A 12,600-nucleotide genomic window follows, 5' to 3' on the forward strand; every position below is an offset into this window, starting at 1 on the left:
TATAGAGACTTCATATGAATGATTGCCCTCTCCAAAAATAATAATTTTGTCCACCTCCGAATCCAATCTGAAGTATTCATTTAACAACACATCAATATCATATCCTCTTGATATGCTCGTTCGCGATATTTCTGGCTAATAGCCGCACAATCATTTGATGTATTCAAATCGATAAGCATCTCTACTAAAAACGATGGACAGCTATTAATTTCGACTCAATCCATATAAGATGACCCACACACTATTTTTTCCTGTGTCTTTATGTAAGTCACAGGCAAGTCCCTGTTCAACTGTATCTTCACTTTCAAACCTCTTCGTTTTTTATTAACTTTTTATCAGTATAAAGCCAGGCCAAATTAAGCGGGATAATTAAACATATACAAACCAAGGCAAAACAAAAAGCTGCTTCTATACAAACATTATTTGCCAACCAACCAATCAGCACAAGCGCTAAAATACCAAAAATACGCGCAAGAAAACTAACCATGGATAAAACCGTATTTGCATTCTTTTGTTGAATATGTTTAAAAAACTCTGCTTCAAACTGCGTCATAGGAACAGAAAAAAAACTGTGAAATACGGTGAATAAAATAATAGGAGCCCAACTGTTTGCAACGAGAAGCAGAGCAAGCATAACAACAGCACTTAGGACGAGTGAGCACAAAGTTATCGCCATAGGAGCATATTTTTGCATAAAATATTTAATTACAAAGCGATTAAATAAGTATTTTACGAGGGTATAAGACACAAAGCACAGGCCAAGAATAAGAATTTTAGTCTTTCCTGTCGCATTGTCTAATACTCCTGTCTGTCCCAAAATAAAAGGTTGCCAAAAATGAAATATTGGCTGCAATGCAGCAACAATAAAACCACATATCAATATATAATATAACCCGATTTTTGAGGTAACTAAATAAGTAAAAGCTTCTGTTGCATGCAACAAAGAACCCGATTTTATTGGCTGACTACCCGAAACGGATGCAATAGCTATCCCCGTCACCCGACTAAACAAGAATACAAGCACGAGAAACCCGAAAGAACAAAAATAATATGCCGACTGATAATTATCCATACACAAAACAATAAGAACACCTAGCGCACCAGCAACCATATTCATGAATGCCGTTAGTTCCCGTTTATAGGCATTTACTTGGTGGTAGATCAAACTACCCTTGTAACCACCGCTATCGATTAAGCCTTTAATCCATGTACTATCAGCGCCAGAACATAAAGCAAAGCCTAAAGCATATATAATTTCTGCCGGAATTAAGACAGAAAGATTAGGCGCGTAAATACATAAAAAGAAGAAGAGCGAAAAAAAGAAACATGATAAGATAACATTTTTTTTAACGCCAATTTTATCTCCTAAAATTCCACAAGGCACTTCAAAAATACAAATAGCCGCGCTAAATACAATTTGTAATAAGGCTAACTGTGCTATACTAACGCCCATAGACAAGAAAAAAAAAGCATGGAAGGAAACTGTAATCAGCCGAACCCCGCTCATTGCCCCACAGCCATAGAGCACCTTTTTAACTTCATAATCTATCGTCATTAATATATCCAAAAGCTATAAAGCTGGCACCTTTTTTTTGCCGCCAGCTTTGTATATTTTAAAACTTCAATTCATAGAAGCGCCTCAAGCAACCATTTTCTGCTCACTTGCTCGGGCTTTGAGCGCAGCAACATCAACCCGTTTAATTTTTTTTCAGTGGTTTATACATATCTTTAGTTTTCATAACTTTACCTCCTGTATTAAATGAAAACAATTAAATTCAACATGAAGTGTACATTATAACTACCTTTTATCAATTTATTATTTTGATATAAAAAGCTTTTCTCCCCTCCCCCTTAAGTATTTCATGCTCCAATCATTCTGTAACAACCACCGCAGCACTTGGAAACTCATGCGCCCCTTCGGGCAAAGTACGCTTATATTCACGCCAATTTATCACCGGCTGGTCGTTAAACGCAACGCTCGTTTGCAGTGCAGCAAAATGCGCTTTGCCGCATTTAATCTTCAGTATTTCTTTAAGTCGCAAATCAAACTCGCTATTTGCCCCTTTTGTCTCCAGCACAAAGTAAAGCTTTTGTTCGCCATCTCGCTCTAAAAAAACTGCCCAATCAGGCGTATAAGAACCAATGGGAGTGGCTATTTTAAAACTTCTTGGTAGTTTAAAAAACAATCTGACTTCAGGATCATTTTCAAGACTTTGTGCAAACTCTTTCTCCACACTGCTTTCATAAACCACATGATCATACACACTCTTCTCACTCACAACAGCTGTACGCTCTAAATTTGCCACAAGCTCTTCACTGGTAAAAAGCTCTTGCACACTATATTCTTGCCCGACCAGCTTTAAATATTTAATGCCATCAATTGTAAGATTAACATGGGTTTTATTGAGTATTTCTTCTATGCGCTCTAAAAAAGCTTGTGGATTTTTTACAAACTCATGCTCACGGCCACTCTTGGTCAAAATACCAATAATTGTCTTTGTGGTTAATTTCAGCTTTAAGGTCAAATAATGTACAATGTTCGGCAGTGCACAAAAACTATAATCAAGCGCACTCTGCTTTAATAACTGCTCTTCATAGGTCACACCAGCACTATCCAGTTCTATCTCTGCTGTCTGATAAACCAAATGCGCGGGCGCAACTGGCGCCATTTTTTCCACTGCATCCACTGCTTTGGCAACAAACTCTGTGCGATCAAGCTTTGCACGATAAGTGGTCTTTTTATTGATCTTTTCCCACAAGGCCAAAAACTCTGGTGAAGCCACTGTTTGCTTTTTAAGCTTAACCCGCACCTCGCGCGTAGCATTACGAATAATCGGCATGGCTTGGCTCGCTTCTAGCGCCTGTAGCACAGCCTGCTTCTGCCCTTTACTAAAACGTTCACTTAAATCTAACGTCCCAGTCGCCCATTGCGCTTTTAATGTATCTGTGATTTTTCCTGCTGATGTAAGCAAGGCTTTTTCACGCAACTCAACCAATATATCAGCAGCCTCTTGCGAAGACAGAATTTTTGTTTCTGTCACAGTTGTCATATAAATCAGATCTTGCAGCGTCTCAACATTAATAAGCGCGCCCGCATCAGTTTTTTTCACAATTTCTTGACGCAATTCGCGTGGCATTTCCTCCGCCCCTATAGCATCAAATTCGCTCGCTACTAAATCTTGATCTACTTTAACGACACCTGCCTCATCAATAAAATCTTTTGCAACAAGTATTTTAACAATTTTTTGTGCTTGCGATACTTCCACTTTAGCGGCCACATATTTTACATCTTCATAAATACGGCCAACCAAATGCTCCATCTGCAATGTACCAAGTTTATAACCAATATCCGCCTCTAATTCTTTTTGCAATGTACTCACAAACTCAGCAAAGCTTTCATTCACCATGACATGCAGCACATTTATATCTTTATCTTCTACCTGTTCACCGTGTTGGTTTACGCACAAGCGCAAACCGCGACCAATCTTTTGCCGTACGGTAAAATTCGATTTTTGCTCAATCAACATACACACTTGAAACACATTCGGATTATCCCAGCCTTCTCTCAAGGCCGAATGCGAAAAGATAAAACGCAAGGGGCATGCAAAAGATAATAACCACTCCTTATCACGCATAATCGTGTTATAAGTGTCATCATCAGCTTGGCTGTCGCCCTTTGTATCCTTATAGACGCCTTTTTTGTCTTGCGAGAAATAACCGCCGTGCACGTTTCGAACATTTTGTGCAAACTTAGTTCGCAAGGAGGCATATTTCTTTTTCGCCAACAGCTCTTCATAACATTCTTCAAACATACGCTCATAAAGTGCTGGCTCTTCATCAGAGCTACGATATTTAGCCACCTCATCAATAAAAAAAAGTGATAAAACTTTAATCCCTAAAGGCGCAAGCCGCAATTCTTTATCTAAATGTGTTTCTATAGTGCGATAAATTTGCGCGCGTTTAAGCTCTATTGTATTCACATCACCAAGGGCGTGGCCAAATTTGACAATTTCAGTATCAGAAAACTCAACAGCTTCATCCCCCGCCATGCAATTGATACCCGAAACAATATAACCCCTATAAAGCTCACGCCCGCCCGTAACGCGATACAGATCATCGCCTTGTCTCACTGTAACTGTTTTGCGGCTCACAGTGCCATTCTTTCCCGCAATATCCAACTCTAAGCGCGCCTTAAAGCCATGTTTGTGAGATACGGATTTCAAGGCAATATAGGGACGGTTAAAATTTTGCTCTATCTGATTAGAAGAAACACAAATTTGCTTTACCAGTCCTTTTTTATAAGCATCAACAGGTGTTAAACGATATAAAAGATTAATCTCATCTTTATGCGTGGCACTATAGCGGAAAACACAAAGCGGATTAAGGCTCGCAATAGCCTCCTTCGCTTTTGCTGTATTATCCACCGATTGCGGTTCATCTATGATCACAATCGGATTTGTATCTTGGATATAGCGCATAGCACTTTCGCCATTCAGTCTATCTTGCGGAAGGTTGATAATATTTTCTGCTTTTTTAAATGCATCAATATTGATAATCATAATTTCAATATTGGTAGAGCTTGCAAATTGGCGAATTTGCGAAAGATCTTTTGAATTATAAATAAAATAACGATAGGGCAGATTATCAAACTCTGCTTGAAAATGCTCCCTTGTTACCTGAAGTGATTTATACACCCCTTCGCGAATAGCAACACTTGGTACGACGATAATAAATTTGGTAAAGCCATAGCGTTGATTTAACTCAAAAATCGTCTTGCTATAGACATAAGTTTTGCCTGTTCCCGTTTCCATCTCAATAGAAAACTGCTTTTGCTCTAGCGTCTTACTCGCCAAGAGTTTATTGTTCTGTTGCACCTCTTGTAAATTTGCTAATATGCTTTCATCACTGATCAATAATTGATTACCATAACCAAATTCATTTAACGCTAATTGTCCTTGTTCTGAATGCAAGAAAATAGAAGAATTCCGTCGTGGTTGGCCTTTAAATAAATCAATGACGCTTTTAACCGCATCATTTTGAAATTCTTGTTGTTTAAATTTAAGTTTCATATCGCCGCCCCAATCGTCTCTCTATAGTTTAAATTTTATCAAAACTTACTTCATTGTCTTTAAAGATAAAGTCGCAATTAATAAGCGCCTCATCACTTTTAAAGGCCGCATCAAGCGCTACGATTTTTACGGGCAAATACTTTATCATCTCTTCCGCATCTTCGGGTTCAAAGGGCGGGTCTATGGCTATAATTACCAAGACATCGCCTTCGCTCTCGCCTATATAATAGAATTTTTTGCCATTGATTGGTAAAGGGTAAATTTTTAAATCCAGTGGCCAACCATATTTAAGTATGATTTCGAAGATAATATCTTGATGAGAGCGCTCGGGATTCACCCCCTGCAAAATATGATCCAAGCGCATTTGCAATTGTTCTTTAACATCAAGTGCATTCGGATCAATCGGGCTATCGTCCCATATGGAAAAGTTGGAACTATCGAGCTCTAGAACGCGAAATCCGGTGTCTAGAGGCTGCTCACTTGTGAGTTCTGCTTCATGCTTTTGCTTGATTTGTGCACCAGCGCGGCGAATACGTTCAATACCTATATCGCAGATAGTTTTATAACCAGTTTTATAGGCTTCGCTCTTTTCATCACATAATTCAGGCAATTGCACCATGATGAATTTGCGATTACCACCATCTTCAGCATTCAAAGCCATCACTGCATGCGCCGTTGTACTAGAACCAGCAAAAAAATCGAAAATGATGTCGTTGTCACTGGTCGTCTGTTCAATCAATTGCTTTATAAGACTCACACCCTTGGGATGATCAAAAAATTGGCCGCCTAAAAGTTCTCGTAATTGTTTGGTCGCTATAAAATTCATATCTGTTTCAAGCATTGTACTAAATGGTTTAGTTTGAGATTTAACTTCTGTTTGATGACGTTTATAAGTAGGCGTACCTTGTCCGTTTTTTGGGAAGATCACCTTGCCTTCTTTGATGATGTTTGCCATTCGTCCTTTTTCATAAGCCCATACACGATTGGGATTACACTGGTAAACTACACCCGTTTGTGGATCAGTAATCGGGTAATTAAGATTTGGCCGCTCTGATGCTGTTTTATTGCATGTCAAATTATCAGCCATCCAAGGCCCGCGCGGGTCATTATCGGGGTTGGTATAATTTGCAAAACTCTTTTGTACTCCACTAAAAACAGTGTGCCTGCGACTATAACACAAAATGTAATCATGGTCTGTACTTACATTGTTTTGCGCATCATTAGCACCAGTGCGTTTCCTCCACACCAGCTGCGCAACAAAATTCTCTTCGCCAAACACTTCATCACATACTTTGCGCAAATTATGAACTTCATGATCATCTATTGAGATAAAAATCACCCCATCGTCACGCAATAAGGTCTGTGCCAAACGCAAGCGCGGATAAATCATATTGAGCCAAGCCGTGTGAAACCGCCCCATTGTCTCAGGGTTCGATTTTGTCGTTTGGCTCGTCACTTCCTTATATCGCGCCAATGGGTCTTTAAAATCATCATCATAGATAAAATCATTACCCGTATTATAGGGCGGGTCTATATAGATCATCTTCACTTGGCCAAAATAAGCCCGCTGGATAAGTTTTAACACTTCAAGATTATCGCCCTTAATATAAAGATTATGTGTATTATCAAAGTTTACGCTCTCCTCGCGCTTCGGGCGCAATGTCGCAAGTGAAGGCTTTTGCGCAAGCTTTAAACTTGCTCCTTTGCCCTTCCATTCAAATTTGAACTTCTCAAAATCATTATCAATATATTCGCCGCATAGATTAAGAAGCTGATCTATATCCAGCTTTCCCTCAGCAAAACATTGCGGAAAGACTGCTTTTAACTTTTCTATGTCTGGATTAATAGGGCTTTGACTCATGCCCTCTATTTTATCTTCACCCGCTATTATACTCATCTTTGCGCTTCTCCGTTACGCTTAGTATAAAATATGTCTATGAATATTTCTTTTGTACGTCGCAATTCCTTTTATCCTATTTATTTCTATATCCTCTGAAAATTTACTTTCATGAAAAATGTCGTATAAGCTGTTCTCTTTATTTTTTAAAGTTTCTTGTGCTTGTTTTATTTCTTTTTGCTTACGCAAGTCAGCTAAATAAATTCGCATTACCACATTTTGATCATTTTGCTTTTCTTTGATTTACTTTGCAAAAGCAATAATTTCGCGCTCTAAATTAGCCGCTGTTTGGCATAATAAAGACAGCGATTTTATATTTTTTCTTGTGTGCTATTATGGCACTTACAAATATTATCAATAAGCTTATCAATTGGCACAAGCACATCCAAGTACTATCACTGCCAACGAAAACATAAATTTCTTCATCATTTATTTCGACGCAATAAAAACCATTTCACAAGGGATTATGTCAGCATCCACTTCTAGTTTTCCCTTGTCCGCACAAGCAAGATTTGCTAAAATACCTTTTACGGAAGGTAAAATAAAAACACCCTCAAACGCCCACCAGTAGGCTGAAAATCCTTCCCATGCCATAAAACGCTTTGCCTTTATAGGTTTTATACTGTGTGTCAGATTCATAATAAAATATAGCTCTTATCATTTTGTCCCTGAGTGATTTGTATTGCCTTATCAATCATATAATTAGGCTCATGTATAAACCATGCTTTTACAATCTGCCATAGGAATGTATTAATCTCTTGCACTCGCTCCTTAAATATATTGCGGCATGATTTTTACATTATCAGCAACGTTTGTATTAATTGCCAACCTTCATGACGGTAAGCTTTAACAAAGCTTTCGTCTGCTTCTTTTTGTCGTCCCGTTAGTTAAACTCTTGCTTTAAACCTTCTTCGGTTTTACGTCTATATATAGCGCCGCGTATTGGTTTTATCGCTTGTTTAAGCACCTTTCTTGTCCCCTGTCATCCTCTCATCCCCGCCTTACAAGGCCAAAAAACAAATGGCTATTCCAATTGATGCCGGTAATATGCTTGGCAATAACTTTCAAGCTTTTGTAAATCTTGCCCTCATTGATAGCCTTTTGGCACCACAAGCACATGATGGGTTTGTCCTAAATAATCGTCACTGAAATAATTGTGCCATAAGGCTTTGGGCTCCTACATTGACGTATACTTTACTGTGGCTATTTCTTGCTCTAATTGTTTACAACTCATTGTCTAATCCTCTCAAACACATGAATGTTCTATTTCCTCGATTAGTCCAGAAAATAGTGTGTGTTCACAAAGTCAGACAAAAGTGCAATTTATTCTTTTGCATTGGATAGCTCAACTCCCTCCACGCTTAGAACCAATAAACCTAAGCTTATTGCTGCTATAAGTTTACCGCGCACCCAAAACGAGAAATTTATATCCTATTGAAAAAATAAATTTAGAAGATCCCTTCTTAAACAAAGTCTCGACTAAATAAGATGGTTTGGGCATTTTTAGCAAAAGAGATAAAAATTCACTATCTCAAGGATCTTAACTACGTTATCGATCATACGCAAAAAAGGTGAGAAGTGCAGATTTCTAAAAGAAATGATAATAGTCTTATAAAGAGAAATGGTACTGCAAGCGATACATCGGTTCGAACGTTCTCTTTAAAAACACACCGTAATTACAAGCGGCTTCAAAAAACAGCCTTACTAATATAATATTAGCTAGAGGGTTACATGTATATCGCAATAATAATGCACTCATTCCCGCAAGAGTGCTCCACATATTATGGCGTAGACTGTACAAACTCTGCCGCTCTTGCATACTCAGGCGTAAGGCCACTTAGTCGTATAGCAGCCGCAGTTTCAACGTAAAATAGCGGACGCTTCTGTATCATAATACTTGACAGAAGCATCAACAGCTAAGGATATAGGAACTAATTTATATTTTTTCGAAATGTTATATATAAATTTAATGTGCCGCCCCAAAACACACCACCAGTGAACCCACTTAAAAGACCAAAAAGAAGGTTAAAATCAAATGCATATTTCAAATCATGTTCAATCTTGAGAAAAACAATCAATGTGAATTTGATGACAAAAGCGATAAGAATAAATATCAGCGTCAACCGCGTACCAGGCAGAATAATTAAATCCGTTCCCTCTTTGATTTTTAAACGCGCAGTAGCACGCCAGAGCAACCAGCCAACGCCAAAGCCGATCATCAGCCCTGCCAACATTGCGATTGCTCCCCAGCGTGGGAAGGCCAGCTGGTTAATCACATCGCTTGCGCCCAAAAAAAGAAAGACTAACGGCAAGAGAAAAAGGCGGTAAACCTTCGTTTCCCTATCTTTCAATGCGATTATTCCCCTCGCAATGAGAAAAATAAGCAAAATCCAAGCCCATAAAGGGGTTCCGGTCAGAATGTTAAACAATGACATATTATGCTCCATGATGTTTGATGCGATAAAAATATTGCATGATGTTAGGAAGATATTTAGAAAAAAGAATACCAGTACAAATTAAACCCATAGTGACCAACCAAATCTGCGGGGTCCATGTAAAAAAAGCCACTAGAAGGCCATTGGCAAAAAAGATGATTACCCAAATCCATGTAATATATTTATTGATGAGATAAAATAGGATATGTTTGCGTTTTTCTTCAGAAACACCAGCACTGGCATAAAAAATGGTAAAGGGTCTCTTTACCAGCAAGCTAATCAATGAAACCAGAGCAAGTGACAGATAGCAAAAAACTGTGGGGTAGTTCAGTAAAAGTGTAGACCATCCAGCGAAATAATTAACAAACAGGACAATAACTGTCAGAATGTTAGTAATCATCACGGGTTCTCCCTGCCGGACAATTTTAATATTCACAGCAATAATGAACAATGAAATCACAGTTAAGATGAGAGAGCGTTCGACCAGAGTTAAAAAGTTTCCATTGATAACCCAGGAGTAAATACTCCACGGAATAAAAGAGATTATTATGTTAAACATGGCGCATCCTCCTTTTTATATTTGATAGAAAACTTACCGCAAGTGCTTCGTTTTTTAGTTTCCGTATGAATATAAAAAACGCCACCCGGTTCATACTCTGTATCCTGTTTAATGGTCAACTGATAGGTATCTCCCGGATAAACTGCTTCAATGAACTTTACTTTTTTCAGCGCAACAGATGCGATATTTTTTGTCCTACCCTGCGTGGCTAAAGCCAGAACCATCTCAATCAATAGTGAACCAGGACATACGGCGCGGGAGGGGAAATGTTCCTCAAAAAGCGGGTGATGCGCATTAAAGGAAAAAGTACAAGAATCTCCGGTTACGGAGGAAATCTTACATAAATCGCCTAGTAATGGAAGAGCGGCTTTCTCAGAACACGAGCCAAGGAAGCAGACCTTACTGACCATGATGATTGCCTGCGCAATAACGGCCTTTCCATTGTCATATGTGCTAGCCTTACAGTGAATACGATAGGCCTCATTAATGCGTTCAATATGTCCTTCAACGCATAACCGATCGCTATCAAAATGGGTGGTAGAGAAAAACTGTTCAACCATAACAGGGAGATAGCGATAAGTGAGATCCGAGTTTTTAGCCACCACGGTGGCGAATCGAACTGAAAACTGATGCAAGGCCTCGAGTAACAAGCCCTGCTTCAAATAGTTATGCGCTAAATCCCAGTGAGAAATATCGATTTGCCCGCAAGCACGCATCGGTGTGGTTAAGGTGATACTCTGACATATACCCAAGAAATTTGGCTCGGTGCGATGCTTTATAGCCATGATTGGGGGACCTTTTTATATTTTTCTCTTAAAGCCTTTGATGATAAACCGAAGGAATGAGAGCTAAACCGCGCTTGATAGTGCGCGAGAAGTATCGGCATACGACAAACGAAAAAAGCCAACAATCCCAGCTCAGGAGCAGCCCGATGTTTGCTCATGATGCTTGCAATTAGAAAATCGACATTGGGTTGCAGTCCTGTATTGTCCGAAATAGATCGCGCAAGCGAACTGAAGGGGCGCATAGGCGCCTGAAAGCGTAAAAAAAAGAAATCAACCCAGACATCCCGTTGCATAATCGGATGACCAAACCCTAGCCAGGGTTTGTCTTTGCAATAATGCGTTACCGCCACCTCAAGATTCTCGATTTCAATCTCATGGAGGACACTAGAAAGTCGCATGGCAGCATATTTGCAGGCTCCTATATGCGCGAGACCAGTAGCACAAAATCCACCGATTAGTGCAGAAATGACGTCTCTCTTGGTACGGTTGGTGGGATTTGAACCTACGACCTCTGGTGCCACAAACCAGCGCTCTAACCAACTGAGCTACAACCGCATAAAAAGAAAATGTATCATAAATGTTCACGATTTCGTAAACATTTATTCTTACGCTTATGTGACATAAGGAAAATCAACAAAGTTTGCAAGCCCCTTAAAAAAAATCTCGCAATTTTTTGTGAAGAAAAAAGCGTTTTTTTACAAAGGAAATTTTGCCCAATGTTCAAGACTATGATCACGATAGCTTTTTATGTTATCAACTCCATCTTGTTGCATCATCTGCAAAATCTCTTGCAGAATAGTTATGACAAGATCTGGACCTTCATAAACCATCCCACTATATAATTGAATTAAATCTGCACCAGCTTTTACTTTTTCCAAAGCGGTTTGTGCGTCCTTTACACCGCCAACACCAATAATTGCAATCTCCTTCCCTAATTTTTGACGCATTTTTGCAAGCACAATAGTAGAACGCTCAAAAAGTGGACGTCCAGAAAGCCCACCCTGTTCATTACTGAAGTGACTATTGCTAAGCCCCTGGCGTGAAAGAGTTGTGTTAGAAACAATCAGTCCATTAAAATCAGAAAGTTTTATTTCTTCAGCAACATCATCTAATTCTTTCTCTGATAAATCGGGAGCAATTTTTAAAAAAATAGGAATGGAGAATCCATGCTTGTTCTCTTGCTCATTTCGCGCTTTCGAAACTGCACTCAACAAAAGATGCAAACTGTCACGGGCCTGTAAATCACGTAAACCTGGTGTATTAGGAGAAGAAATATTAACCGTAAAATAATCAGCAACATCATAAAAATGAACAATACCAACAGTATAATCATCAATCTTATCGACCGTATCCTTATTGGCTCCAATGTTGACTCCTATAACACCAGTTTTTTTACACGCACGCAATCTATTGTAAACAACTTGATGTCCGTCATTATTAAAGCCCATTCTATTAATAATCGCTTCATCTTCTTTTAAACGGAAAAGCCGTGGTTTAGGATTTCCAATCTGAGGCTTTGGTGTCACTGTCCCAATTTCAGTAAAACCAAATCCTAAACGAAAAATACCATCTACAACCTCTGCATTTTTATCAAACCCCGCTGCAAGACCAATAAAATTTTCAAACTCAAGACCAGCAACAGTTACACACAAACGTTTGTCGATAACCTTTTGACAACCATTTAATCCACTTTTCAGCCCGAGAATCGCTAAACCGTGTGCTTGCTCTGGATCCAACATAAATAAGGCAGAACGGCCAATACAACGAAAAAAACTCATTAATCCTTCTCCACAACATAAAAATGATCCATCGCACCTCACCTATATCTTTTAACACAAAAGATTTCCAATCAAAG

The 12,600-nt window shown here is 38.9% G+C and carries 10 protein-coding genes and 1 tRNA gene; all 11 read right to left on the reverse strand.

What is annotated here, in order from left to right; translation table 11 throughout:
* Positions 1 to 304 precede the first annotated feature (304 nt).
* Positions 305 to 1,555 carry an MFS transporter gene (locus ACFILD_RS09340; protein ID WP_375665172.1) on the reverse strand — a complete coding sequence of 417 codons (1,251 nt, stop codon included), beginning with the start codon at positions 1,553 to 1,555 and terminating at the stop codon, positions 305 to 307.
* 316 nt (positions 1,556 to 1,871) lie between these two features.
* Positions 1,872 to 5,069 carry a DEAD/DEAH box helicase family protein gene (locus tag ACFILD_RS09345; protein WP_375630996.1) on the reverse strand — a complete coding sequence of 1,066 codons (3,198 nt, stop codon included), beginning with the start codon at positions 5,067 to 5,069 and terminating at the stop codon, positions 1,872 to 1,874.
* Between the two features lie 28 nt (positions 5,070 to 5,097).
* Positions 5,098 to 6,966, reverse strand: a complete 1,869-nt coding sequence (locus ACFILD_RS09350; RefSeq protein WP_375654420.1) for a site-specific DNA-methyltransferase — start codon at positions 6,964 to 6,966, stop codon at positions 5,098 to 5,100.
* A gap of 429 nt (positions 6,967 to 7,395) precedes the next feature.
* Complete coding sequence (locus ACFILD_RS09355) at positions 7,396 to 7,605, reverse strand: hypothetical protein (RefSeq protein ID WP_375630994.1); 210 nt, start codon at positions 7,603 to 7,605, stop codon at positions 7,396 to 7,398.
* Positions 7,606 to 7,956: 351 nt separating this feature from the next.
* On the reverse strand, positions 7,957 to 8,085 hold the full coding sequence (locus tag ACFILD_RS09360; RefSeq protein ID WP_375630993.1) for a DUF2924 domain-containing protein: 129 nt from the start codon (positions 8,083 to 8,085) through the stop codon (positions 7,957 to 7,959).
* Between the two features lie 812 nt (positions 8,086 to 8,897).
* A complete protein-coding gene (locus ACFILD_RS09365; protein ID WP_375665198.1) occupies positions 8,898 to 9,401 on the reverse strand; it encodes a hypothetical protein in 504 nt (167 codons plus the stop codon).
* A 1-nt stretch (position 9,402) separates the two neighbouring features.
* Complete coding sequence (locus tag ACFILD_RS09370) at positions 9,403 to 9,960, reverse strand: hypothetical protein (RefSeq protein ID WP_375665174.1); 558 nt, start codon at positions 9,958 to 9,960, stop codon at positions 9,403 to 9,405.
* Positions 9,948 to 10,745: a beta-hydroxyacyl-ACP dehydratase gene (locus ACFILD_RS09375; RefSeq protein WP_375665176.1), complete on the reverse strand. Its 798-nt coding sequence runs from the start codon at positions 10,743 to 10,745 to the stop codon at positions 9,948 to 9,950. The genes ACFILD_RS09370 and ACFILD_RS09375 overlap by 13 nt, the downstream gene beginning before the upstream one ends.
* Positions 10,736 to 11,143, reverse strand: coding sequence for a hypothetical protein (locus ACFILD_RS09380; RefSeq protein WP_375665177.1), 408 nt, complete (start codon positions 11,141 to 11,143; stop codon positions 10,736 to 10,738). The genes ACFILD_RS09375 and ACFILD_RS09380 overlap by 10 nt, the downstream gene beginning before the upstream one ends.
* An 80-nt stretch (positions 11,144 to 11,223) precedes the next feature.
* Positions 11,224 to 11,300, reverse strand: a tRNA-His gene (locus ACFILD_RS09385).
* A gap of 140 nt (positions 11,301 to 11,440) precedes the next feature.
* On the reverse strand, positions 11,441 to 12,523 hold the full coding sequence (locus ACFILD_RS09390; protein ID WP_375663791.1) for a quinone-dependent dihydroorotate dehydrogenase: 1,083 nt from the start codon (positions 12,521 to 12,523) through the stop codon (positions 11,441 to 11,443).
* Positions 12,524 to 12,600: the final 77 nt, after the last annotated feature.

Origin of the sequence: Bartonella sp. CL162QHHD (assembly GCF_042195435.1) — a bacterium.
Taxonomy (GTDB): domain Bacteria; phylum Pseudomonadota; class Alphaproteobacteria; order Rhizobiales; family Rhizobiaceae; genus Bartonella.